Raw genomic sequence first — 23,374 nt, 5'->3', positions numbered from 1 at the left:
GCCAGCGCCGAGGGTGCTGCGGCCGCGATGGGCCGGATGACTACGGCCGGCTCGGGCGTCCGCCCTGCACCGCCCCGCCCTGGGTGGTGCCCGCGGCGGCGACGCCTTCGGTGACGGTCGCCGCGGTCTGGCCGTCGACGGTCACCGTGTAGGTGGCGCCGTCCTCGAGCGCAGCGTCGGAGAGCACGACCGACTGGAACGTCTTCACCGACTCGAACTCGACGATGACGGTGCCGCTGCCGTCGAGCACCTGCACGGTCTGGCCGGCGCCGTAGGCCTGGTCGAGCGTCGCCGTGAACCAGCCCTGCGCCGAGCGGTCCTCGGGCGTCTCGGCCATGCCGGGCATGCCGACCGCGATGACGGTGCCGCCGTCGACGGTGATGGTGCCGTTGGCATCCAGCGCGCCCTCGCGGTCCGTCTGGGCGCCGAAGATCGTCGAGACGCCGCCGGTGATCAGGGTCGACCCGTTCGAGTCGAGACCGTCGCCTTCCGCGTTGACGGTGATCTCGCCGCCGGTGATCAGGATCAGCGCGCCGTCGTCCTCCTCCACGACACCGCCGACGTCGGTGGTGGTGCTGGTGCCGCTGGTGGCGTTCATGCCGTCGTCGCTCGCGGTCACGTCAAGCGTGCCGCCCTCGACGGTGATGTAGTACGACTCGACGCCCTCGTAGGAGCCGGTGACGGTGGTGTCGCCGCCGGAGACGACCAGGTAGGCCTCCGCCTTCAGTCCGTCGTCCGCCGCGCCGAGCACGGTGGTGCCGCCGGTGATGACGAGATCGGTCTGGGCCTGGATGCCGTCGTCGCCCGCCGTGAGGTCGAGGGTGCCGCCCGTGATGAGCACGTAGCCGCGGTCGGCCTCCTCCTCGTTGTCGGACTTGAGCGCGTCGCCCCCGGCGTCGACGGTGATGTCGCCGCCTTCGATCGAGAGCGAGTCCTTGCCCCGCAGCCCGTCATCGAAGGCGGTCACCGTGATGGTGCCCGAGAGCACGACCAGGTCGTCGGTGCTCGTGATGCCGTCGTTCGCGGCGCTCGTCACAGTGAGCGAGCCGTCGCCGGTGATCGTGAGGTCGGAGTCGCTGTGCAGCGTCGCGTTGGCCTCCTCGTCGTCGCCGCTGGAGGCCAGCGTGTTGCTGCCGGTGAGCGAGACGACCACGTCGTCGGCGGTCTCGACCGAGATCGCGGCGGTGGTGGAGCTGGTGATCGTGGCGCCGTCGAGCACCAGGGCGACCACGTCCTCCTCGCCGGCCGCGACGACGACCTGCCCGTCGAGCTCGCCGCTCAGCACGTAGGTGCCCGCGGCGGTGATCGTCACGGTGCTGCCGTCGATCGTCACGCCATCGCCATCGGCGCTGGCGGTGCTGCCGGCCAGGGTGATCGTGACGGCGCCGGTCATGCTCCACTCGTCGTCGTTCACGGTGGTGGCGTTGGCGTTCTGCTCCAGCACCTCGGTGGCGGCGAGGCCCGCCTCCAGGCTCGAGACGGTGGAGGTCACCGCGGTGTCGGTCTCGGTCTCGGCGACGACGGCGGTGCAGCCGGCGAGCAGCAGGCCCGAGATCAGCAGGGTGCTGGTGGCGGCGGTCAGGGTGAACTTGTTGGGGCGCATGGCTCAGGCTCCTTCGTGGGTGCGGACGGGGGTGTGGCGGTCGACGCCGCTCGGGGCGCCGTTCAGCGAGTAGCGCACCTCGATGTCGGTGAACTTCTTCGAGAAGTCGACGTGCTGCACCGTCACGCGGTGGATGCGGGCGCCGAGCGTGGCGGCGAGCGCAGCGGTGAGCGCGGCCTCGTCGGTCTCGGCGTAGTCCAGTCGCATGGTCTGCATGCGGTAGCTGGCGAACAGTCGCGGGTGGTCGCCGACGAACAGGGCGAACACGATGAGGCCCATCATGCCGATGAACAGCGGGTCGATGGTGGTCGCCAAGCCCGCGAGCAGACCGAGGGCGAGCGCCGCGAAGTAGTAGGCGATCTCGTGCTGACGGATCACGGCCGAGCGCAGGCGGATGATGGCCAGCACCCCGAACAGGCCGAGGCCGACGCCGAGGCTGATGCTCGCGTTGCTCAGCACCAGGGCGACGCCGAGCACGCCGACGTTCACGGTGAGGAACGCGACGACCAGGTCCTTGCGCCGGTGGCGTGGGAAGTAGAGGCCGAACACGAGTACGGCGATCGCGGCGATGTCGATCGCGATCATGGTGACGATGTCCACGGGGTGCTCCTGTCGGTGGGTGACAGAAGCCATCACAGCGGGGATCGCTATGTGCTTTCTATGACCGGGGCATGCAGAGGATGTGCGTTGCCGTGCGCGATCCGGGCGACGGGGTTAGCCTGTCGCCATGCATCGGATCTTCGACATGAGCGTCGCGAAGGTGTACCCGCTCTATCTCCAGAAGCTGGAGCGCAAGGGCCACACCCAGGCCGAGCTCGACGAGGTCATCAACTGGCTCACCGGCTTCGACGAGGCCGCGCTGCACCGCCACCTCGACGCCGAGACCACGTTCGCGGAGTTCTTCGCCGACGCCGACCTCAACCCGAACGCCGGCCTCATCACGGGTGTGATCTGCGGGGTGCGGGTGGAGCAGATCGACGATCCCCTGATGCAGAAGATCCGCTACCTCGACAAGCTCGTCGACGAGGTCGCGAAGGGCAAGAAGATGGAGAAGGTGCTGCGGGCGTAACGCCCCGCCAGCATGCGCCGGGGCGGCCTGCTCGACCTATTTGAGAAGACCGGCAACATGGTCGGCATCCCGGCGCTGCACAGCATCTTCGCCCACGACTGCAATCGTGCCAGTGGCGCGATGTGGCAGATGTTGGCATCGGCCGCGAGATGCCAACTCGATGCCAAAGACAAACATCAGTTGCAGAGACGACGCGGGCCATTCTGAGCCAACAGACACCACAACGACTGAAACACCTTATCCGCTGCCGGAGCTCGACGCCGAAGCACCGCTTCGCTCACCCTCGGCTTGGGCCCCGCCGGAGTCGGTGCGGGTCTGGCCCTCAGCGTCCCCCAAGCTCGGGAAGTCCTCGGCAACTTCATCAGTCACCCCGAAGTCAAGGCGATCGCAGGTCAAGCTGTCGCCACCGCTGCACGGCGAGTGTCGAGTCCGTTGGGACTGACCGCAGAGACGACCCCCGCTCACTAGTGCAATTTGCTGGTTATTCACGGGCGGCGCAGTGCCGCGAGCGGAGCGGTTGAGCAGACCGGCCGGCGGCAGAAGCGGAACGTCGCCGATTCGATCATGCGATACGGAAAGATCAACGACGTGGAGACTTTCAAGCGGACACCATTGCAACTGTTCAACCTTCCCCAGAACTTCGTGATCCCGTTGTTCCAGCGGCCGTATGTCTGGAAGGAATCAGAGCAGTGGGAACCGCTTTGGAACGACATCCGCCGGATCGTCGAGCTTCGGATTGCGGAGCCCCACTTGAATGCCACGCACTTCCTCGGCGCAGTCGTGATCCAGTCACAGGAGGCCCAGAGCAAACGGCTCACCACCTGGAACGTCATCGAACGGGCAACAGCGATTGACGACGTTGCAGCTACTCGCCGACGCTACGTGCGCGCTCCTTGAGAGCAAAGGGCAGCCACGACTGGCCGGCCAGCTTGAACGGCTCACTCACAATGACGACATCTACATCGACGACGGCGAAAGCCGCCTTAAGGTCCGTCACCTCAACAAAGACCGGGTCGCTTTCGATGAGGTGATGTCTGCCGAGGCGCCTGTCGACCATGCGGATCTCACCCACTCAGACAGCCAGATCGTCGCCGCGCACGCCTACTTCTCGACAATCGTTGAGCAATGGCTCGGCGCTGAGGGTTCGGACCACTCCGACATCCGAGCGAAGGAACTCACCAGTGTCCTGCTCGATGGCCTTCAGCTCGTGTCCATCGAACTCGAGGCGGCCGAGAACTCGCAAGAGATTTTCGAGACGCTCAACGCTCGCGGAACTCCGCTCACCGCCGCAGACCTGGTGCGAAACTTCGTGTTCCAGCGTCTTGAAGCAGAGGGTGGGGACACTGCAAAGGCGTACCGTGAAGATTGGCCATTCGAAACCAAGTTCTGGATGAAGGACGTTAGCGTCGGTCGCAACTTTGTGAGCCGCAGTTCATTGTTCCTGAATCAGTGGCTGGTGGCGCGAACCGGTGATGAGGTGAGCCCCCAGTCGACATTCAATCGGTTCAAGTCCTACGTCGAACTGGAGTCGGGCGCCAAGATGGCGGCACTGCTCCCCGTGATCAAAAAGCAGGCGCAACAATACGAAGCCTGGGCCGAAGCCGCCAACCGACCCGGTGGGAGCCTCAACGCGGCCGAGATGGCGGTTTACCGTATGCAGGCCGGCGGCGTCGAGGTCCTGAAACCACTTTTGATCTGGCTGCACGAACCAGGACGAGACGTGCCGCAGGCGTCCGTGGACAGCATCATCCGGGCCGCCGAAAGCTGGGTAGTGCGCCGGCAGCTGCTTCGCCTCACAAGCAGCGACCTCGGTCGCATCGTGGCGGATATCATCGCCGCAAACCTGACCTCGCCGTCGCTCGAGCTGGCAGACCGGGTGGTCGGCCACCTAGCGCGACTCAATGTGACGAGCACGTATTGGCCAGGCGACGAAGAACTTCGGCGCGCATTGGCCACGGAGTCCGCCTACACACGGTTCCCTCGGGGCCGACTCCGGATGTTCTTGGAGGCCTCAGAAGACCACTACCGCGCCGAGACGGCTCAACCTCAGATTGAGCGCAAGGGCTATCCGATCGAGCACCTCCTGCCGCGCAGCTGGAAAGACACGTGGCCAGTCGGCTCTCCCGACGAGATCGAAGTCCGCCAAGCGCACGTCCACCGACTCGGGAACCTGACGCTCCTCACCGCTTCTCTTAATTCGAAGGTGTCGAACGGCCCTTGGCCTGCCAAACGGTCTGCATTGCAGGACCACAACACGATCACCTTGACTGGGCGCGTGATCAAGCGCACGGAGCAGCATGAGTGGGACGAAGATCTCATCAATGACCGAACTTCCGAATTGATCGAGTCTCTGCTTCGTGTTTGGCCTGTTCCGCCCGGCCACCACGGAAAGGTCCTCGACCCGCAAACCAAGGCAGGCGACGGAGTCGAGTTGAAACACCTCATAGACGCCGGCTTCCTGAAGGCAGGCGACGCGCTCGTCGCGACACATCGCGACCACAAAGGCACTGTCGCAACTGTGGCTGCGGACGGGGCGATCGAGTTGGGAGGCAAGAGGTTCTCGTCGCCATCGGCCGCCGGCCGACTGCTGCGAGGACACGCCACGAATGGGTGGTACTTCTGGGCCGTCGCCGATGGCCGCAGGCTGCGGGATGTCCGCGCAGAGTTCCAAAACTCCATGCCCGCCGATGACGTGTTCGAACCCCACGTGTAATGAAGTAGACGAAGGTGTACCGGTCGCTCTGGCCAAGTCGACCCCGGTGCTCGAGGCGGAGTGCGTGCGACAGGATCTGGAGCGCGCGGGCATTCAGCCGTGGGCCTGGGTGGTGAACAACTCGATCGCGGCCGCGCACCCCGCGTCGTCGTTCCTGAGCTGGCGGATGTGCGAGGGAGCCCGTGTGAGTCCCGCGCGCGGGGCCGACCCGGATCGCCAAGAGATCATCCCCGTACGGCATGCGACTCCGGCTAGGCGAGGTCGCGGCGGCGGAAGCCGACGAAGCCGACCGTGGTGAGCAGCGCGAGCACCCCGACGACGATCCACCAGCCGGTGAAGTCGGCCTCCGCCGAGGTGACGATGGGCACGTGGTAGAACGGGCTGATCCCGAGGATCCAGTCCCACAGGTTGAAGATCGGGCCGAGGATCGTCAGCCCGAAAGCGGCCACGGTGCCCATCCATCCGGCGATGCGCCGCGAGGGCTCGGCCCCCACCACGGCGTGCGCGAGCGCGACGAGCACCCACATCGCGGGCAGCGTGGCGAGGCCCTGGCGGATGACCTCCCCCGCCTCCAGCTGCTCGGTCAGACCCGCCGACACCACCCCGATGACGACCACGCCGATCAGGAACGCGATGCCCGAGGTGAGAAAGGCGACCACGGCGGTGCTCGCCTGGTAGCGCGGCCGCGACACCGCGCCGGCGAGGATCGGGTCGACCCGGCCGGCGACCTCGTCGGCGTAGCCGCGCATCACGACGCCCACCCCGCTGACGGCGGCGATGATGCCGGCGAGCGCGAGCAGCGTCGTCATGAAGCGGAAGATCAGCTCCTCCTCGGAGGCGGCGCCGACCGCGAGCAGCCGCGCCACGGTCGCATCGGTCTCGATCAGGTCGGCGATCGAGATGCTCAGGTAGCCGAACACAAGTCCGAGCGCCACGAACGCGATCCACCAGGAGACGATCGAGCCGAGGTTGAGCCGCACCGCGAGCCCCCACACGTTGGAGGTGAGGCGTCCGCGCGTCGGCCCGGGCCGCGGCGGAATCAGCCCCGCGCCGAAGTCGCGACGCGCGTGCACGGCGAATGCGATCGCCAGCGTCACGAGCGTGAAGGCGAGGGCGAGCAGGAACGGCGCGTAGTTCCGATCGGCGGCGGGATCGGTCTGCTGCATCCAGCCGATCGGCGTGGCCCAGTCGGTCCACCCCGGCGCCCCGCTCGCCTCGAAGAAGCCGCGCGCGATGAACAGCGCACCGAGCACGGTGACGGCGATCGCGTTCGCGGCGCGCGCCTCCGACGCCACCTCGGCGGCGACCGCCGCGACCCCGGCGAACATCCACCCGCTCGCCGTGTAGGTGAGACTCAGCACGACGATCGCGGCGGGGTCGGCGCCGAAGGCGATCGTGGCCAGGAACGAGACGAGCCCGACACCCACGGATGCGATGGCGGCGAGCCCGACCGCCGCAGCGAGCCGCGCCTCGCGCCCCATCACCCCGGAGGCGAACAACTCGGCTTGACCGGAGTCCTCACTCGCGCGGCTGTTGCGCACCACGATGAAGATCGCCATCAGCGACGCGAAGAAGCAGCCGAGCGCGAGCGAGCGCCAGGCCGTGAATCCTTCGTCGGTGAGCAGGTCGCCGGCGGTGCCGAAGATCAGCGCCAGCGCGGGGTTCAGGCCCACCGCCACCGACAGCTCCTCGCGGGCGCTGTCTTCGGGGAAGATCCAGATGTAGAGCGCGATGGAGGATGCCGGCAGCACCGAGATCAGGGCGATCCACGGCGCGAAGTTGCGCGCGTCGCGCTTCAGCGACGCGGCCAGCAGCGGGCGGAAACCCGCGACCGGGCTGCTCACGGGCGCGCCTCGTACTTCTCGAGGAACAGGCTCTCCAGCGACGGCGGCGCCACCGTGAGGTCGGTGAAGCCGAACGGGGTGAGCAGTTCGAGGGCGCGGGTCAGGTGGTCACGGTCGACCCGGGCGCTGAACACGTGACCGTCGAGGCGAGGCTCGTGCACGAAGTCGAGCGCACTGAGGCTGTCCGGAAGCCGCGTCAGCGTCGCGGTGATCGTCGAGGCGGTGTGCGCGCGCAGCGCGTCGATCGTGCCGACTTCGACGACTCGCCCGTCGCGGATGATGCTGATCCGGTCGGCGAGCGCCTCCGCCTCGCTGAGGATGTGGCTGGAGAGCAGGATGCTGCGGCCGTTCTCGCGCTCGCGCCGGATCTCCTGCTGGAACACCGCCTCCATCAGCGGGTCGAGTCCGCTGGTCGGCTCGTCGAGGATGAGCAGCTCGACCCGGGAGGCGAGAGCCGCGATGACGGCGACCTTCTGCCGGTTGCCCTTCGAGTACTGCCGGCCGCGCTTGCTCGGGTCAAGGTCGAAGCGCTCGATCAGCTCGGCGCGGCGGGTCTCGTCGAGCCCGCCGCGGAGCTTCCCGAGCAGGTCGATCGCCTGCCCGCCGGTCATCGCGGGCCAGAGCGCCACGTCGCCCGGCACGTAGGCGAGGCGCCGGTGCAGCTCCACGACGTCGCGCCACGGGTCGCCGCCGAGCAGCTCGACGCGCCCCGAGTCGGCCTTCAGCAGGCCGAGCAGGACGCGGATCGTGGTCGACCTGCCCGCGCCGTTCGGCCCGAGGAATCCCATCACCTCGCCGCGCCGCACGGTGAGATCGAGCCCGGTGAGCGCCGGCGACCTGCCGTAGGACTTGTGCAGGTCTTCGATGACGATGACCGGATCGGCTGTCTCATTCACGGGCTGTCCTCCTCCCGTCACGCCCCGCCGCTCGCGCCGGCAGGGGCATCCGTCAGTCGGCTGCGGGGTCGATCACGATCCCCGACTGCTGATTCTGAACAGCCCAACTGAACCACATCTCGAAGTAGAAGGGCAGGGACCGTCCACCGGCATCTCGCACGTCCAACTCGCCGTCGACCACGCGAAGCGTCACCGTCTCGCCGTTCACCTCGGCCTCCAGCGATCCCGCCTCGCGCAGGGCGAGCCACGGCACGGCGACCCGCTGCTCGCCGAGGAGGAACGCGGCGACGATCATCTTGGCGGGGTAGCGCTCATCGAACGTCGACGGGGCGAAGTAGAACTGGCTGTTCTCGTCGTAGTCGCCGTAGGGGTTGTTCTCGTAGTCGCGCTGGTGGCCGGTGTTCGAGCTCAGCACCAGGGCATCCGGGTAGGAACTGCGCACCTCACCGAGGGTGAGCAGCTGGAAGGGATGCAGCGCCAGTTCCGCTCCGACGTGCTCCCCGGCGAGCGCCCGGCCGGTGCTCTGCTGCCAGAGCCCTTCGGTGGCGCGGTCGAACATGACCATGTTGCTGTCGATGAGCGCCCCGCTCACCCCGAAAGTGGTGTCGATGCCATCGGGCAGGGTGCGCTCGAACACGATCGCGCTGCCGCACAGCGGGCAGAACGTCACCGCGACGGGCACTCCCCCGACCGTGTCGTTGACGATCTCGTGCCACACGAGCACGTTGTAGCTGTAGACGCGCACCCCGTTCGCTCCGTCGTCGAGCACGAGCGCCTGCACGTCATCCCGCCACGAGATGTCGGCGATCGGCACGAAGTCGGGGTTGTCGATTGCGGGGATGCCGTCGCGCCGCGGCCCGCCCGACACCGCGTTGAAGATGGCCGGGTCGGCCGTCTGCCAGTTGATCCCCGGGAACTGGGCGACGAGGAAGCCGGGAGCCGCGCTCGACGCGCTGCCGTTCGATGAGTTCCGGATCACGCCCCTCGATGCCGGTGTCGACCCGATCGAGGAGGCTCTGCTCGAGCAGGACGCCGCCGAGGATGCCCCGGTCGACCAGCCACGCCTCCACGTCTTTGACGATGCCGGTCGCGGTGAGGAGCCCGACGACGACGAGCACGGCGCCGAGCGTGCGCCGGAAGACGCCGCGCGGATTGACCGCCCACTTCATCCGCCGCGTCACCGACTGCCCGCCGAGGGCGATCAGCAGCATCACCGCGCTGAGCCCCACCGTGTAGGCGACCAGGTTGATGAAGCCGACCGCGAACCGCGTCGGCAGAACGGCGGCGAGGATGAGCCCGAAGGTGGGGCTGCGGCTCGTGAAGATGGGGCCGAGTGACAGCCCGAGCAGCACCGAACGGGCCAGGCCGGTGCGCTGGGCCGAGGAGTCGACCAGTTCGCCCGAGGCGCGCTGCAGCCCGGTGCCGACGGAGATCCGCTCCCACAGTGCGGGGAAGGCGAGCGTGAGGCCGATGAAGACCAGGAGCGAGCCGGAGACGATCAGCCAGACGTCGGTCGGCACGCCGAGCAGAGCCGTCGTTCCGCGGATCAGGAGGGTGAACGCCATCACCGACACGGCGAGGCTCGCGATGATCACCAGCGCGCTGCGGCGCCCCGTTTCGGCGGCCGAGCCGGCCAGGATGACGGGGAGCAGCGGGAGCACGCAGGGCGAGAGGACCGTGAGCACCCCGGCCAGCAGTGACAGCGGCAGCAGTTCCACGGTCGCACCTCAGTCCGCCACGATGGTCGCCAGCAGCTCGTCGAGTGAACGCGACAGCTCCCAGCGGGCGATGCCCTCGCCGGTGCGATCGGTCTGCACGAGGGTGTGCTGACGCACCACGCCGTATTGCTGCTTGAGGGCGGTGGCCTCGTCATAGTCGACGAGCAGGATGCGCACGTCGTCGGGGATGTTCGCCTGCTGGGCGGTGATGTCGTCGCGCAGCACCTTGCAGGTCGAGCACCAGCTGGCGCTGAAGAACAGGATGACGGTGTCGTCCGGGCCGGTCTCGGCGAGCGCCTGCGCGCTGTACGGCTGGTAGCGCTCCGAGAAGCTGGCCCGGTCGGCTGAGTTCGACGACGGCCCGTCGAATCCGCCGTCTCGCGGCAGGGCGATCAGCGCCGCGAGTCCAGCCACGACGGCGACGATGATGCCGATCACGAGCAGTCGCATGCGGTGCCTCTCTTCATCGAGTCGACCCCTGGTTCGAGGCTAGCCGAGCCGCTTTCGGCGCGCTGGCTGACGTCGGGCGCGGCCCCCGGCTGGCGTGCCCAACCACCCCTAGGGTCGAGGCATGACCTCAGGCAGCGACGCCTCGCCGTTCCACCCCGAGCTGACCCGCGCGCGGTTCCTGCCACGCACCGTCGTCACCCGGTTCACCCGTCCGATCTCACGGGCTCTGGCGGCGCCGGGCGCCCGCCGCGCGCCGAAAGGCGGCGAGCTGATCGACGTGGCGGACGGCGTGACGGTGCGCGTGCAGCGACCTGCGGATGCCCCCACCGGCATGCGTCGCCCGGCGGTGCTGCACATGCACGGCGGCGGTCTCATCATCGGTTCGGCGACGGACGGCGACGCGCTCTGCCGTCGGCTGGTGGAGGAGCTCGGCGTCGTCGCGGCGAGCGTCGAGTACCGGATGCCCCCGCAGCATCCGTACCCGACCCCGCTCGACGACTGCTACGCGGCGCTGGAGTGGCTGGCCGCGCAGCCCGACGTCGACCCGACGCGGATCGCCGTGATCGGCCAAAGCGCGGGCGGCCACCTGGCGGCCGCGGTCGCCCTCCGCGCGCGCGATCTGGGCGAGATCGCCGTGATCGGCCAGGTGCTGGTCTACCCGATGCTCGACGACCGCACCCCCGTGGGCGACGACCCGGCCGCGCGCGACCGCCGCATCTGGAGCGCGTCGAGCAACCGCCTCGGCTGGGGCATGTACCTGCGCGCCGGCACGAAGGGCCCGGCCGCCACCCCGCTCGACGCGGAGACGCTGGAGCGCGCGGTACCCGCCCGCCGCACCGACCTGAGCGGCCTGCCGCCCGCCTGGATCGGCGTCGGCACCCTCGACCTCTTCCACGACGAAGACGTCGCCTACGCCCGCCGCCTCACCGAGGCGGGCGTGCCGTGCGAGCTGCACGTGGTGCCGGGCGCGTACCACGGCTTCGACGCGGTCGAGCCTGGGGCCGGAGTGTCGCGGCACTTCGTGGAGCGGCAGGTGGCGGCGCTGCGGGGGATGCTCGGCGTCGGCTGAACACGATCGAACGCTTGGGGCCGTGACCGCAGGCCTCGAAGCTCAGTCACGGCAACACCGCTTCGATTTTGCTCGCTCGCCCGCGGAGTCTCGCGTCGCGTCGGCTGAAGCGCGTCACGGCCCGCCTTGCAGCGAATCCGCAGCGCTACGACTCACGAGTTCGGCTCACGACTAACGCTAATGTTGCCCCATGTCTCCACACTGGACAGCGCCATGAGAGAGAAGTTCCGCGCCTTTTACTCGCCGACCCCCGACGAGTTCCAACGCCTCTGGGACGAGGCGGTCATCGTATTCGACGCGAACGCGCTCTTGAACTTCTTTCGATACTCTGCCACAACCCGAGATGAGTGGCTCGACCTCCTCAAAAAGGAACAGGATCGGCTTTGGCTGCCCCATCAGGTCGCGCTTGAGTTTCACCGCAACCGGCGCATGATCGCGCACCAGCAGGAGAAGGCGTTCGCTGAAGTCGAAAAGTCGTTGGAAAGTGCCGAGGCATCCGTCCGAAGTTCCATTGATGGCTTGCGACGACACCCCACGCTAGAAGCGGAGGAACTCTCCGCACTGGTTGAGCGCCATATGAAGAGAATCCGCAAGAAGTTCAAGAAGGCGCGCTCACGCCATTTCCGAGCCGTCATCAGCCAAGACGCACACGACAAGACGCTGGAAGCCATCTCGACGCTTTACGACGGCAATGTCGGAGACCCGTACTCCGACGAGCAATTGGCGGCGCTATATAAGGAAGGAAGCGATCGCTACGCGAAGAAGATCCCACCCGGCTATATGGACGAAGTCGCAAAAGAAGGCGAAGGGAAGTACGGCGACCTCATACTCTGGCGCCAGATTCTCGAGCACAGCAAAGGCACCAAAAAACCGTTGATCTTTGTTACCGACGATGCGAAGGAAGATTGGTGGCTGAAGTCGAGCGGCAAGACCTTTGGGCCGCGGCCTGAACTCATCGCCGAGTACTTCGAAGCGAGCGGCGAGCGCGCGCATTTCTACCAGCCGAGAGCATTCTTGAAGTTCGCGAACGAGCGCGGCGAGAAGATCAGCGCAGAAGCGCTAGCCGAGGCTCGTTCGGTGTCCTCCGTGAGGGACTTTAGGGTGCGGTATCCGGCCGCGGCGGTAAAGAGCACACTCGAGGCTTTGGCCCGCAGCGAGGCGGCCCTAAGCCGCAATGCAGTGAGCGAAGCCGCCCGAAGAGACCTCGACAGGTTAATCTCGTCGGCGAGCGCTGACTCAGAGTCGATTGCCCGCATGAGAGAAGTTATCAGCGGGCTGTCCAGCGCCGCCAAAGCGTCGAACGCGCTCAGCGCGATCGCAGCGGAGGAAGCTCGTCGCGATGCTTATTATCGAAGAGCCTTCGACCACGTCAGCGACCCCGGACGCTATGCGTCTTACCTCACTTCGCTCGACGCGCAGGCTGACGGCGAATACGAGGAAGACGACAACGACAACGAGGCCCCGCCGCGAGACGACGAACAGCACCGTGGGGACTAGGCACGCCGTAACCCATCGGGACTGACTCGCGCCGTCTCAGGCGTCGGCCGAGACCCACGCATCTAGCGACCTAAGCACGACCGGCGAACCTCCGTTATGGGTCGCGCACGTCGAATCGATCTCGAGTTTTGCTCGCGTGAAGACCTCCGCGTATCCGCCCGATACAACGACGCGAAATCGATCACCTCGGCGCCCGCGGGCCCCTCCGCCTTCGTGTCCGAGTTTTCCGCTTCGACAGTTGTCGGCGCCCCGCGCGGGAACGGAGAATATCGACGAACGACTCCTTTTCAACGCGAGCATCCACCTCTTCAACATCGCGGGGAGGCATGCCAGCGCAGCCGCCGAGTTCACGATTGCGATGATTCTCGGAAGGCTGAGGGGCTCCCGGAAGGGCCCACAACCTTCGAAGCGGCCACTGCAGACCGGCATCTCCTGGGGAGGGAGATCACGAGCTTGCAGGCGCATCGCTCGGGCACGTCCGGCTCGGCGCGACCGGTCGACTGGTTCTGCCGAGATTGGAGGACCTTCATCTAGATGCCGAATACGACGACCCGAACGTCGAGCAGATCCAGGTCCACGGTGCCTCTCCGATGTCACTCGACGCCGTCCTACGTTGTTCTGAAGTGGTGTCGTTGCACGCGCGACTGACGCCGGAAACGCATCACTTGATCGGCACGGAAGAGCTACCCACAATGCGCGGCGATGCAACCCTCGTCAATGCCGCACGCGCGGACCTCGCCGACGAGGTGGCGCTCGTAGCCGTCATTCGAAATAGGACGACCGCGGGCGCAGCCCAGGACGTTTTCAGCGTTGAACCGTTGCTCAGAGACCACGCTCTCCGGACGTGGCCCGGAGTAGCCCTCTCCCCCGCCGTTGGCCGGCACGACGGTCGAATCACGGTCCAAAGCTCGCGACCGTCTTGCGGTACGCCTAGCCAACGCTCTCGACGCGATCAACAGTTGATCGAACCGAAGTTCATGCACCAAGTCGGCCCACGGCCGCGAGCCTTTCCGCCTGCACTACGCTACGTCGGAGCTTCAGACAGCCGTCTCTCAAAAGATTCGTGAAAGCCGATGTCTCTCGCGCCACACGCCGCGTTTGTGGTCGACGATCGTCTTAGCAACGCCTGATAAAAGCCGACCCGGGCGGGCGACCGCAACCGGTGTCGGCGGCCATCCGTTTCGCGATCGCGATCACCGAAGCTACGGTGCCCCTGGAGGGACTCGAACCCCCAACCCTTTCCTTAGGACGGAACTGCTCTTCCATTGAGCTACAGAGGCGGGGCCCGGGCCGCAGCCCGAGCGTGGTTCTAGCCTAGCCGCGACACCTCGGCGCGCGACTTCAGCGCTGCCGCCAGCCGCGAACTGCCCGCCGCGAACCGCCGACCGCTAGCTCGGCTCGGGCCCGCCCATCGGGGTGTTGCCTTTGCGGTGGCCGAGTCGGCCGAACGTGGTGTCGAGCACGTGGCGCAGCTTCTTCGCGGCTCCCCCGACCGCCTCGTCGACACTCGAACCGCTGTCGGTCACGAACTCGGGACTGAGCCCCTCGGGCCGTGCCTCGAGGCGGCAGCGGATATCGTTGTCGGTGCTGCGCCCGGCGCTCTCATCGGTGAGGTGCACCTCCACCCGCGTCAGCCGCGCCGTGAAGTGCCCGAGCGCGGTCTCGACCTGCGACGCGATCTCGCCGGTCGTCTTCTCGGTGAGGGTGATGTTGTGGTCGGTGTTGACGATGACGTCCATGGTCGCCTCCTGCCCGCGCGCACCGCGGTGTGCGCTGCGGGTTCACGCCCAGCCTAGGTCGGCGACGTACGGCGCGCCGAGAGGCGGCACTCGTGCCGGGCGCCGCCCGCCGCCGCGTCACTCCGCACGGTCGCGGTGGTGCAGCAGCGTGCGGTAGCGCTCGCTCCGCGCCGCCAGCTCCTCGTGCGGTGCCGCATCCCGGATGCGCCCGCCGTGCAGCAGCGCCACCTGATCGCTCGCCCGCATGACCGGCTCGCGGTGCGTCACCACGATGATCGCCCGGTCGGCCTTCACCGCCGCGAGGGTCGCCAGGAACTCGGCCTCGGTCGCCGGGTCGAGTCCGGCGGTCGGCTCGTCGAGCAGCAGCACGCGAGCATCGCGAAGGAGCCCGCGCGCCAGCCCGAGCCGCTGGCGCTCCCCTCCCGACCAGCCGGCGCCGCGCTCATCGAGCACGGTGTCGAGGCCGTCCGGCGCCTCGCGAACCCGCGCGGCGATGCGCGCGCTCTCGAGCACCGCCCACACCTCGTCGTCGCTCGCCTCCGGCGCCAGCAGATTGTCCCGGATGCTGGATCGGAAGATGTGGGCGTGCTGGCTCACGAACGACACGCGCTCCCGCGTGGCCGCCGACGACTCCCGGTCGGCGCGCACGCCGTCGATCCAGATCTCGCCGTCGACCATTGGGATCAGTCGCCCGAGCGCGTACAGCAGCGTCGACTTGCCCGCGCCGCTCTCCCCCGCGATCGCCACCATGCGGCCGCGCGCGACGCCGACATCGACCCCGTCGAGCACCAGCGTCTCGCCGCCCGGATACGACACCCGAAGCCCGTGGGCGCGGAGCCCCGGAACCGCCTCGACCCCCTCCGGGGCCACCGCGCGGTCGTCCGCCACGTCGTCACCCTCCGCGCCGTCGCCTTCCGGTCTCACCCCGGGGGCGTCGAGCAGCTGGTCGACGCGCCGCGCCGCCGCGCGCACCTCGCCGAAACGCCCCAGCGCGGTCGCGATCACCAGCGCGGCCGAGGTCGACGTGACCGCGAACACCATCACCAGGGGCGAGGCAGTCGGGTCCGTCGTTCCGGCCGCGACGCCCACGCTGACCAGCGCGAGCGCGGCAACGGCAAGACCCGCGCCGACCGCTTCCGTGACCGCCTGTTCGGCCCCCATCCGCAGCGCGATCGTGCGCCGAGCGCGCTGGATGCGGTCGGTGCGAGCGGCCACGTCGCGCGCGAGCTCGTCGAGGCCCCCCAGCAGCACCGTCTCGCGCGCCGACTGGCGCGCCGCGAGCGTGACCGTGCCGAGCTCGGACACCTCGCTGCGCAGCGTCGCCGCCTGGCGCTCGGCGCGGCGCATCGCCAGCAGCGGGATCGCGACGAGCAGCAGATGCGCCGCCGGGACGAGCAACCCGAGTGGCCCGGCGACGGCGATCGCCACGCCGGAGAATACGAGTGAGGCGACCGTGCCGGCGATCACCTGCGCGGCGGTGTGGGCGTAGAACCATTCCAACGCCTCGATGTCGCCGATCGATCGCGCCACCGTCTCCCCCGCGCTGCGGCGCGCGAGGCCGAGCGGTGCGATGCGGGCAATCGCGCGGTGCGACGAGATGCGCAGCACGTCGATCACCTCGTAGGCGAGCACGTGCGCGAACCACTGCTCGATCCAGGTCAGCACCGCGACGGCGAGCACGCTCAGCCCGAGCGCGACGCCGAGCCCGAGCAGCGGCCGCCCGGTCGCGAGAGCCGTGGCGGAGGCGACCGAGATCGTGGACACGGCGACGCCCGCGAGCAGCACGCCTGTCGACGAGGCGACGACGACCGCGAAATGCCGTCGATGCCCGCCCAGATGGGATGCCAGACGCAGGATGCTCTTCATGCCCGCAGCGCGCTTCCCGGCGCCGCGTTCTCCGGCACCGCGTCCTCCGACGCCGCGGGCCCGAGCCCGGCGCGCCCGAGACCCGCGCTTCCGAGCACCTCGTCCGGCGTGCCGACCGTCGCGATCCGCCCGTCCTCGACGAGGATGACGCGGTCGGCCAGACGCGCCACGTCGTGCCGGTGCGTCACCGCCACGAGGATGCGGTCGGGGTCGCGCCGCAGCCGGTCGATCAGCGCCGCCTCGCTCGCCGGGTCGAGGGCCGAAGTCGCCTCGTCGAGCACGAGGACCCCGCGGCCCTGCGCGAGCGCTCGCGCGAGGGCGACACGTTGCCGCTGGCCGCCCGAGATCAAGCTGCCGCCCTCGCCGACCGCCGTCGTGAGCCGAAGGGCGTCGCCGTCGCCGCCGATGCCCGCGTCAGCGGCGGCCCGCGCCATGAGGCCGGTGCTGTCGCCGGGCGACGCACCGCGCGCGATCTCGTCGGCGACGGTGCCGCCGAACAGCGCCGGGTCCTGGGGCACGAGACTCACGCGACGCAGCAGCTGCTCGGCGCTGCACTCCTCGCCGTCGAGGAGGACCGCGCCGCGTTCCGGCACCGTCAGCCCCACCAGCGCGGCGGCAAGGGTCGACTTGCCCGCGCCGGTCGGGCCGATGATCGCGGTCATGCCCGGCTCGAAGCTGAGGTCGGCGACCGTCAGCGCCGGGGCCTCGGCTCCCGCGTGCCGCACCACGAGGTCGCGCACCGCGACGGTGCCGACCCGCGCATCCGGGGTCGCCTCCGGTCGGCCGCCGTCCGGCGGTGCGCCCTCCAGGAGCGTCCGGATCGCCTCGCCCGAGAAGGTGCCGACGTAGCCGGCGTGCCAGAGCGCCGCCAGCTCGCGCAGGGGGCGCACGACTTCGATCGACAGCAGCACCAGCGTGAAGACCGTGAGCGGGGTCGACGGCGCCCCGGTGAGGGCAAGCGCGATCAGCACGACTGCCGGCGCCCCGACCAGGGCGAGCGCCGCCAGCCCCGAGTCGACCAGCGACAGCCGGAGCTGCCCGAGCGTGCGCCGAAGCAGCTCCGCCGAGGCCCGCGCGAGGTGGCGCTCGCGCCGCTCTTCGGCGCCGAACGCCACGAGCGTCGTCATGCCCTGCATCGAGTCGACGAACTCGGCCTGCAGCTCCTGATACGCCGCCCATTGCTGGCCGCCGCGCGCCGCGAGCAGGCGATCCCAGAGTCGCGGGATCACCGGAACGGTCGCCGCAACCAGGAGCGCCGCGACCCCGGCGACCGGATGCATGACGACCATCACCGCGCCGACGCTCGCCGTCGTGATAACCGTCGCGACCAGTTGCGGCAGGAACCCGGACAGGTACGCGTCGAGATTCTCGATGCCGTCGACGACGATCGCGTGGTCTCGGCCGCTGCGTCCGCGCGGATCGCGTGCCGCCCGCAGCACGAACGCGCGCAGCACGCGCAGTCGAAGCTCGCGCTTCACCGAGGTCATGGCGCGGTGCGCGACGAGATGCCCGGCCCCGACCAGGAACGGTCGGACGATGAGCGCCGCCACGAGGACGATCGCCGGGCCGACGACCTCGGCGGCGAGCGCGGCGCGCAGCTCGGGGTCGAGGAAGATCGCGAAGATGCGTGCGCTCGCGAGCGCCTGACCGACCCACGTCACGGCGACGGCGAGGCGGATGCCGACCAGGACCGCCAGCAGCGCTCGGTGCCCGTTCCACAGGCCCATGAGCCGGAGATGCTGCACGGTTATCGACTCTTAATAATAATGGTTATCATTTGCATGTGACTGTACGACCGGCGACTCTGATCGTCAAACCGACGATCCCCGCCGCCCCTCGGCAGTGGCGAGCGACCGCGGCGACGCTCGCGCTCGCCGTCGCGCTGCCCACCCTCGGCGTCATCGCCGTCGGGCTCGGGCAGTACCCGACGCCCGCCCTCGAGGTGCTGCGCGTGGTGGTCGACCAGCTGCTCGGCACCCCGGGCGCCGACACCGTCGACACGGTGGTGTGGCAGCTGCGGGTGCCCCGAGTGCTGCTCGGCGCCGTCGTCGGCGCCGCCCTGGCCATCACCGGCAGCGCGCTTCAGGCCATCGTGCGCAACGATCTCGCCGATCCGTACCTGCTCGGCGTCTCGTCCGGAGCCACCTTCGGCGCCGCCGTCATGATCGCCACCGGCCTCGGCGCCTCGGCGGCGGTGCTCGGCGCCAGCGGCGGGGCCTTCATCGGCGCCCTCATCGCGCTCGGCCTGGTGCTGGCGCTGCTCGGCGGCCGGCGGCACCTCAGCGGCTCTCGCCTGGTGCTCGCCGGGCTGACCGTCGGCTACTTCCTCGCCGCGGCCACCAACCTCGTCGTCGTGCTCAGCGACAACCGCGACGCCGTGCGCTCGGTCGTGTTCTGGTCGCTCGGCTCCCTCGCCGTCGCCTCCTGGAGCGACCTCGCGGCGGTCGCGATCATCACCGTCGGCAGCGTGCTGCTGCTCACCGTCTGGGGTCGCCGCCTCGACGCGATCGGTCTCGGCGACGACGTCGCGCGCAGCCTCGGCGTCGACCCGTCGAAGCTGCGCATCCAGGTGGCGATCGTCGCCGCCCTCACCATCGCTGCCGCCGTCGCCGTGAGCGGGGCGATCGGCTTCGTCGGCCTCGTCGTGCCCCACCTCGCGCGACGGCTCGTCGGCGCCAGCCACCGGCGCCTCATCCCCGCCAGCGCACTGCTCGGCGGAATCGTGCTCGTCGCCGCCGACGCGCTCGCGCGCACGGTTCTGGCGCCGCGCGAGATCCCGCTGGGCGTGCTGACCGCCCTCGTCGGCACACCGCTGCTCATGTTCCTGCTGCACCAGCGGCAGCGCGAACGATCCTGACCACGCACCACCCGAACCGAACACCCACAGCAAGGAGAACAATGAGAACCCCCACACAGCGCACCCGAATCGGCACGATGGTCGGCGCAAGCCTGGTCACGCTCGCACTCGCCGGATGCGCGACCGACACCGCGAGCGGCAGCGTCGACACCGGCGACACCGCGACCGGCTACCCGGTCGAGGTCCTGGATTGCGGCGCCCCGATCGTGATCGACGACGCACCCGAGGCGATCTTCACGGTCGGCACCTCCGCTGTCGAGCTGATCGACGCGGCGGGCGGCTCCGACCTCATCGTCGCCCGCTCCGGGGAGTTCGACGCGCCGCTCAGCGACGACCTGAGCAACCCGCCGTCGGATGACCTGATCGTCGACAGCTGGGACCCGACGACCGAGCAGATCCTCGGCTCCGGCGCGGACACGGTCGTCGGCTACGGCCTGTTCAACGCCGACCCCGACCAGCTCGTGGCCGCCGGAGTCCAGCTGATCACCGTCACCGGCGAGTGCGGCCACGACGCGGCCACCGGCGAAGCAATGGAGGTCGACTTCGACACCATCAGCGACGACATCCGCCGCTTCGGAGAGATCTTCCAGACGAGCGAGACTGCCAACGCTGCCGCCGCCGCGCTCAGCGCCCGCGCCGACGCCGCCGAGCGCGCCGCCACCGGCGAGACGGCCGCCTGGATCTACTACTTCTCGGGTGAGTCCGGCATCTCCGCCTACGGCGGCGAAGGCATCCCGCAGACCGCGATCACGGCAGCGGGCCTGGAGAACGTGTTCGCCGACCAGGAAGCCACCTACATCGACACGTCGATGGAAGCGCTGCTCGAGCAGCAGCCGTACTGGATCGTGATGGCCTACGGGTTCACCGGCGAGAGCGCCGAGGAGGCGAAGGCTCGGTTCCTCGCGGAGCCCGGAGCTGACGCTCTCGACGCGGTGGCGGCCGACCGCATCACGCTCATCCCCTCCGCGGTGACGGGCGCCGGCCCGACCGCGGTCACCGGCCTCGAGCTGCTCGTCGCGGGAACGAATGGCTGACGCACGGCTCAACCGACAGGGCGGGGCGTCTCACGCTCCCGCCCTGTCGGCGCGCGGCGTCACGGTGCGGCACGGCACCCGCACCGTGCTCGGCCCGATCGATCTCGACATCCGCTCCGGTGAGACCGTGGCGCTGCTCGGACCGAACGGCTCCGGCAAGACCAGCCTGCTTCGCGTGCTCGCCGGGATCTCGGCGCCCCACGAGGGCAGCGTCGCGCTGCACGGTCGACCGCTTGGCGGCTATCGACCTCGCGAGCGCGCACGCCTGATCGCGTCGGTCGCGCAGGACGAGCACACGGAGCTGCCGTTCACCGCGCGCGATGTGCTGCTCCTGGGTCGCGCCGCGGGCACCCCCGACTGGCGGCCGTACCGCCCGGCCGACCATCACGCGATCGACGACATCGCGATCCGGTGGGAGCTGAGTCCGCTTCTCGACCGCAGCCTGCAGCAGATGTCCGGCGGCGAGCGCCGACGCGTGCTCATCGCGCGCGCCTTCGCCCAGCAGGCCGAGCTCCTGCTGCTCGACGAGCCGACCAACCACCTCGACCTGCGGCACCAGCACGAGCTGCTGGCGCACCTGGCCGACGCTCCGTCGACGAGCATCGTCGCACTGCACGACATCGACCTCGCGCTGGCGTACTGCACGCGCATCGTGCTCGTGGATCAGGGCGCCATCATCGCCGACGGGGCACCTGCCACCGCGATCGACGCCGACCTCGTGGAGCGCGTCTACCGCGTGGCGGCGCGCAACGCCGAGTTCGACGGCCGCACCCGCATCATCGTCGGCCGCTGACACGACCTCGAGCGGTGCCAAAAGCGCGATCTGAGCGCGCAACATCGCACGTTTCGCACCGCTCGAGGGGAGATCGCACGCGCGTACGTGCCCGCGTTCAGAACCTCACGGGTGACGACAACTAGGCGACGGCGGCGGTGACCAGGTCGACGACCCGCTTCTCGACCGCGGGCGTCCACTCGACGATCGCGAACACGGTCGGCCACATCGCCCCGTCATCCAGCGTGGCGGCGTCGTTGAAGCCGAGCGTCGCGTAGCGCGCCTCGAACTTCGACGCCCCCTGGAAGAAGCAGACCACCTTGCCCGCCTCGGTCGCGTAGGCGGGCATGCCGTACCAGGTCTTGGGCAGCAGGCTCGGGGCGTGCTCCAGCACCAGCACGTGGATGCGCTCGGCGAGCGCCCGGTCGGCGTCCGGCATGGCGGCGATCGCATCGATCACGGCCTGCAGGTTGTCGGCCTTCTTCTGCCCGCCGCGGCCCTGCGCCTTCAGCTCGGCGGCGCGCTCCTTCATGGCGGCGCGCTCGAAGTCGGAGAAACCGTCCGATGTGTCGACCATGACAACCTCCCAAGGTGAGAGCCCCAGGCTAGCTGGGCGGGGCGAGGAACGCGGTGACGCTCGACGCGGGAATGGTGCGCTGGCCGTACATGTGGGTGCCGCCCCAGTTGTACTCCTCGACGAGGATGGTGCCGTCGCCGTTCACCGTCTTCACGTAGGCGACGTGGTTGCCGCCGCCGAACCAGGCGACCCACCCGGACTGCGGGGTGCTGCTGACCTCCCAGCCGTGCGCCTCCCACTGGTACTTCCAGCTGATGGCGCTGCCGCCACCCGGAGTCATCGAGCTCCAGTCCCACTTGAAGGGGGCGCTGTACGAGCCCTGGTCGCGGTTGAGGCGCCAGGCGACGAAGTCGACGCATTCGCGGTAGTAGTAGCGAAGCGGCGACAGGCCGCCGCCCTGGCCGAGGTGCAGCGCGGCTGGCCACGGGTAGTCATCGCCCGCCTCGGCGGCGCCGGAGCGCAGGTAGATCGCGAGGTTCGTGTCGGCCAGCGAGCTGCGGTACTGCGCCACCAGCTCCGCCGCGCTCGTCGCGTCATAGCTGTCGCGCTCGATCGCGGTCGCGCTGGCGACCTCGCTCACCTCGAAGCTCTGCACCGCTTCCGCATCGGCGATCGCCACGTCGGCCGTGTCGTCGCCCTCCGCGTAGGCGGGAAGTCCGAGCGCCGCGAACAGGCCCCCGATGATGACCATGGTGCCGGCGGCGGTGACGCGGGCGCGGATCGGGTGCCGTGCCGTCTGACGCCGGAACGACATGACCGGCACCACCGGCGCCGCCTTCTCGGCGGCGGGAGGAACCGTCGGGGCCGCGTTCTCGGCAGGCTCAGATGCCGCGGACGACGCCGACGACGTCAGTTCGGCGGCGCGCAGCGAGCGGCGCGTCGGGTACGCCGCAGGAGCGGCCGTCGTCTCCTGTGAGGAGGCGAGGCCGCCGAAGAGGTTGCCCAGATTGTCTGAGCCCTCGGGTTCCGTCAAAAGTTCCTCCGGTGTGGCGCCGGAACAGACTACGTGACGAACCTGGAAAAATCACGTTGATGTAACGGTCCGTGCACTCGGCGGATGCCAGCTGCTCACGCGGCGGGGGCGAGGAACTCCTCCCACTGCGGCAGCGCCCGCTCGGTGCCGCGCACCATCCACGAGGTGCCATGCGGCGCTCGCGGCTGCACGCGCAGGCTCCACCCCATCTCCTGCGGGGTGCGGTCGCCTTTGATGTTGTTGCACTTGAGGCAGCACGCCACCAGGTTCTCCCACGAGTCGGCACCGCCGCGCGAACGGGGGACGATGTGGTCGATCGTGGTCGCGCTCACGCCGCAGTAGCCGCAGCGCTGATTGTCGCGGCGCAGCACGCCGCGGCGCGACACCGGCACCAGTCGACGGTGCGGGATGCGCACATACCGCGTCAGCAGGATGACCGAGGGGCGATCCCACGCCCCGGAGGCGCTCAGCACCGGGTGATCATCGTCACGCGCGACGATCGTCGCCTTCCCGCCTAGCACGAGCACCAGCGCTCGCTTGAAGGACACGACGGCCAGCGGCTCGTAGCCGGCATTCAACACCAGGGTGCGCACGGTTCTCCTCTCGAAGGCGCCCGCACGGCTTGCGGGCATTCGATGCATCCCGAGCCTCGGGAATCAGGATGAGCACAAAAAAGGCGCTGTCGCGAACGACAGCG

22 protein-coding genes and 1 tRNA gene are annotated in these 23,374 nt (G+C 69.2%); 9 read left to right on the top strand and 14 right to left on the bottom strand.

Annotated features, from left to right (window positions below; all coding sequences use genetic code 11):
* Positions 1–40: 40 nt before the first annotated feature.
* Both AC0L6Y_RS01425 and AC0L6Y_RS01420 read right to left on the bottom strand, forming a co-directional pair.
* Positions 41–1,603: a carbohydrate-binding domain-containing protein gene (locus AC0L6Y_RS01425; RefSeq protein ID WP_473553945.1), complete on the bottom strand. Its 1,563-nt coding sequence runs from the start codon at positions 1,601–1,603 to the stop codon at positions 41–43.
* A 3-nt stretch (positions 1,604–1,606) separates the two neighbouring features.
* Positions 1,607–2,203 carry a DUF4956 domain-containing protein gene (locus AC0L6Y_RS01420; RefSeq protein WP_473553943.1) on the bottom strand — a complete coding sequence of 199 codons (597 nt, stop codon included), beginning with the start codon at positions 2,201–2,203 and terminating at the stop codon, positions 1,607–1,609.
* Positions 2,204–2,330: 127 nt separating this feature from the next.
* Here AC0L6Y_RS01420 and AC0L6Y_RS01415 point away from each other — a divergent pair, with 127 nt between their 5' ends.
* The 3 genes from AC0L6Y_RS01415 (at position 2,331) to AC0L6Y_RS01405 (ending at position 5,385) form a co-directional block, all read left to right on the top strand.
* Positions 2,331–2,672, top strand: coding sequence for a DUF2200 domain-containing protein (locus tag AC0L6Y_RS01415; protein ID WP_473553941.1), 342 nt, complete (start codon positions 2,331–2,333; stop codon positions 2,670–2,672).
* 474 nt (positions 2,673–3,146) lie between these two features.
* Positions 3,147–3,569: a DUF262 domain-containing protein gene (locus AC0L6Y_RS01410; protein WP_473553939.1), complete on the top strand. Its 423-nt coding sequence runs from the start codon at positions 3,147–3,149 to the stop codon at positions 3,567–3,569.
* Positions 3,523–5,385 (top strand): GmrSD restriction endonuclease domain-containing protein, encoded by a 1,863-nt coding sequence (locus AC0L6Y_RS01405; protein ID WP_473553937.1) that lies wholly within the window; start codon positions 3,523–3,525, stop codon positions 5,383–5,385. Before AC0L6Y_RS01410 ends, AC0L6Y_RS01405 begins: the two co-directional genes overlap by 47 nt.
* Positions 5,386–5,636: 251 nt before the next feature.
* Here AC0L6Y_RS01405 and AC0L6Y_RS01400 read toward each other — a convergent pair whose 3' ends face one another.
* Genes AC0L6Y_RS01400 through AC0L6Y_RS01380 form a run of 5 tightly spaced genes read right to left on the bottom strand, consistent with a single transcriptional unit; the run spans position 5,637 to position 10,293 of the window.
* On the bottom strand, positions 5,637–7,229 hold the full coding sequence (locus tag AC0L6Y_RS01400) for an ABC transporter permease (protein ID WP_473553935.1): 1,593 nt from the start codon (positions 7,227–7,229) through the stop codon (positions 5,637–5,639).
* On the bottom strand, positions 7,226–8,125 hold the full coding sequence (locus AC0L6Y_RS01395) for an ABC transporter ATP-binding protein (protein ID WP_473553933.1): 900 nt from the start codon (positions 8,123–8,125) through the stop codon (positions 7,226–7,228). Before AC0L6Y_RS01395 ends, AC0L6Y_RS01400 begins: the two co-directional genes overlap by 4 nt.
* A gap of 52 nt (positions 8,126–8,177) precedes the next feature.
* The gene (locus tag AC0L6Y_RS01390) at positions 8,178–8,939 is read right to left on the bottom strand and encodes a DUF3179 domain-containing protein (RefSeq protein WP_473553931.1); all 762 of its coding nucleotides are present in this window, start codon (positions 8,937–8,939) and stop codon (positions 8,178–8,180) included.
* Positions 8,908–9,843 carry a cytochrome c biogenesis CcdA family protein gene (locus AC0L6Y_RS01385; RefSeq protein ID WP_473553929.1) on the bottom strand — a complete coding sequence of 312 codons (936 nt, stop codon included), beginning with the start codon at positions 9,841–9,843 and terminating at the stop codon, positions 8,908–8,910. The genes AC0L6Y_RS01390 and AC0L6Y_RS01385 overlap by 32 nt, the downstream gene beginning before the upstream one ends.
* Before the next feature lie 9 nt (positions 9,844–9,852).
* On the bottom strand, positions 9,853–10,293 hold the full coding sequence (locus AC0L6Y_RS01380; protein ID WP_473553927.1) for a thioredoxin domain-containing protein: 441 nt from the start codon (positions 10,291–10,293) through the stop codon (positions 9,853–9,855).
* A gap of 121 nt (positions 10,294–10,414) precedes the next feature.
* Between AC0L6Y_RS01380 and AC0L6Y_RS01375 the strand changes: the two genes are divergently transcribed.
* The 3 genes from AC0L6Y_RS01375 to AC0L6Y_RS01365 all read left to right on the top strand — a co-directional run bounded on the left by AC0L6Y_RS01375 (position 10,415) and on the right by AC0L6Y_RS01365 (position 13,926).
* The gene (locus AC0L6Y_RS01375) at positions 10,415–11,362 is read left to right on the top strand and encodes an alpha/beta hydrolase (protein ID WP_473553925.1); all 948 of its coding nucleotides are present in this window, start codon (positions 10,415–10,417) and stop codon (positions 11,360–11,362) included.
* Between the two features lie 213 nt (positions 11,363–11,575).
* On the top strand, positions 11,576–12,859 hold the full coding sequence (locus tag AC0L6Y_RS01370) for a PIN-like domain-containing protein (RefSeq protein WP_473553922.1): 1,284 nt from the start codon (positions 11,576–11,578) through the stop codon (positions 12,857–12,859).
* A gap of 500 nt (positions 12,860–13,359) precedes the next feature.
* Positions 13,360–13,926, top strand: a complete 567-nt coding sequence (locus tag AC0L6Y_RS01365) for an NAD(P)-dependent oxidoreductase (RefSeq protein WP_473558582.1) — start codon at positions 13,360–13,362, stop codon at positions 13,924–13,926.
* A gap of 141 nt (positions 13,927–14,067) precedes the next feature.
* On the opposite strand, the gene AC0L6Y_RS01360 is transcribed toward AC0L6Y_RS01365, so the two are convergent.
* The 4 genes from AC0L6Y_RS01360 to AC0L6Y_RS01345 all read right to left on the bottom strand — a co-directional run bounded on the left by AC0L6Y_RS01360 (position 14,068) and on the right by AC0L6Y_RS01345 (position 18,209).
* Positions 14,068–14,139 (bottom strand) — tRNA-Arg (locus tag AC0L6Y_RS01360).
* A 108-nt stretch (positions 14,140–14,247) separates the two neighbouring features.
* A complete protein-coding gene (locus AC0L6Y_RS01355; RefSeq protein ID WP_473553920.1) occupies positions 14,248–14,598 on the bottom strand; it encodes a hypothetical protein in 351 nt (116 codons plus the stop codon).
* 117 nt (positions 14,599–14,715) lie between these two features.
* Entirely contained in the window at positions 14,716–16,464 is a 1,749-nt protein-coding gene (locus AC0L6Y_RS01350) for an amino acid ABC transporter ATP-binding/permease protein (RefSeq protein WP_473553917.1), read from the bottom strand.
* The gene (locus AC0L6Y_RS01345) at positions 16,461–18,209 is read right to left on the bottom strand and encodes an ABC transporter ATP-binding protein/permease (RefSeq protein WP_473553914.1); all 1,749 of its coding nucleotides are present in this window, start codon (positions 18,207–18,209) and stop codon (positions 16,461–16,463) included. The genes AC0L6Y_RS01350 and AC0L6Y_RS01345 overlap by 4 nt, the downstream gene beginning before the upstream one ends.
* Positions 18,210–18,247: 38 nt before the next feature.
* Between AC0L6Y_RS01345 and AC0L6Y_RS01340 the strand changes: the two genes are divergently transcribed.
* From AC0L6Y_RS01340 to AC0L6Y_RS01330, 3 genes are read left to right on the top strand one after another with little or no spacing between them, the layout of a single operon-like run.
* Positions 18,248–19,321 carry a FecCD family ABC transporter permease gene (locus tag AC0L6Y_RS01340; protein WP_473553912.1) on the top strand — a complete coding sequence of 358 codons (1,074 nt, stop codon included), beginning with the start codon at positions 18,248–18,250 and terminating at the stop codon, positions 19,319–19,321.
* 41 nt (positions 19,322–19,362) lie between these two features.
* Positions 19,363–20,355 (top strand): ABC transporter substrate-binding protein, encoded by a 993-nt coding sequence (locus AC0L6Y_RS01335; RefSeq protein ID WP_473553910.1) that lies wholly within the window; start codon positions 19,363–19,365, stop codon positions 20,353–20,355.
* A complete protein-coding gene (locus tag AC0L6Y_RS01330) occupies positions 20,348–21,148 on the top strand; it encodes an ABC transporter ATP-binding protein (protein WP_473553909.1) in 801 nt (266 codons plus the stop codon). The genes AC0L6Y_RS01335 and AC0L6Y_RS01330 overlap by 8 nt, the downstream gene beginning before the upstream one ends.
* A 121-nt stretch (positions 21,149–21,269) precedes the next feature.
* Here AC0L6Y_RS01330 and AC0L6Y_RS01325 read toward each other — a convergent pair whose 3' ends face one another.
* From AC0L6Y_RS01325 to AC0L6Y_RS01315, 3 genes are all read right to left on the bottom strand, one after another.
* Positions 21,270–21,704, bottom strand: coding sequence for an iron chaperone (locus tag AC0L6Y_RS01325; RefSeq protein WP_473553907.1), 435 nt, complete (start codon positions 21,702–21,704; stop codon positions 21,270–21,272).
* Between the two features lie 28 nt (positions 21,705–21,732).
* Positions 21,733–22,677, bottom strand: coding sequence for a CHAP domain-containing protein (locus AC0L6Y_RS01320; RefSeq protein ID WP_473553905.1), 945 nt, complete (start codon positions 22,675–22,677; stop codon positions 21,733–21,735).
* 95 nt (positions 22,678–22,772) lie between these two features.
* Positions 22,773–23,270 (bottom strand): HNH endonuclease, encoded by a 498-nt coding sequence (locus AC0L6Y_RS01315; protein WP_473553903.1) that lies wholly within the window; start codon positions 23,268–23,270, stop codon positions 22,773–22,775.
* Positions 23,271–23,374 lie beyond the last annotated feature (104 nt).

The organism is Pseudolysinimonas sp. 10J20-29 (assembly GCF_055809595.1).
The sequence above is the reverse complement of the archived record's forward strand: the minus strand, read 5'-3'. Positions and strand labels throughout refer to the sequence as shown.

Bases quoted from the DNA above. Each gene is read 5' to 3' on its own strand.
- AC0L6Y_RS01350 (WP_473553917.1), bottom strand. From the start codon at position 16,464: ATGAAGAGCATCCTGCGTCTGGCATCCCATCTGGGCGGGCATCGACGG.
- AC0L6Y_RS01330 (WP_473553909.1), top strand. From the start codon at position 20,348: ATGGCTGACGCACGGCTCAACCGACAGGGCGGGGCGTCTCACGCTCCC.
- AC0L6Y_RS01415 (WP_473553941.1), top strand. From the start codon at position 2,331: ATGCATCGGATCTTCGACATGAGCGTCGCGAAGGTGTACCCGCTCTAT.
- AC0L6Y_RS01325 (WP_473553907.1), bottom strand. From the start codon at position 21,704: ATGGTCGACACATCGGACGGTTTCTCCGACTTCGAGCGCGCCGCCATG.
- AC0L6Y_RS01375 (WP_473553925.1), top strand. From the start codon at position 10,415: ATGACCTCAGGCAGCGACGCCTCGCCGTTCCACCCCGAGCTGACCCGC.
- AC0L6Y_RS01355 (WP_473553920.1), bottom strand. From the start codon at position 14,598: ATGGACGTCATCGTCAACACCGACCACAACATCACCCTCACCGAGAAG.
- AC0L6Y_RS01380 (WP_473553927.1), bottom strand. From the start codon at position 10,293: ATGCGACTGCTCGTGATCGGCATCATCGTCGCCGTCGTGGCTGGACTC.
- AC0L6Y_RS01335 (WP_473553910.1), top strand. From the start codon at position 19,363: ATGAGAACCCCCACACAGCGCACCCGAATCGGCACGATGGTCGGCGCA.
- AC0L6Y_RS01425 (WP_473553945.1), bottom strand. From the start codon at position 1,603: ATGCGCCCCAACAAGTTCACCCTGACCGCCGCCACCAGCACCCTGCTG.
- AC0L6Y_RS01370 (WP_473553922.1), top strand. From the start codon at position 11,576: ATGAGAGAGAAGTTCCGCGCCTTTTACTCGCCGACCCCCGACGAGTTC.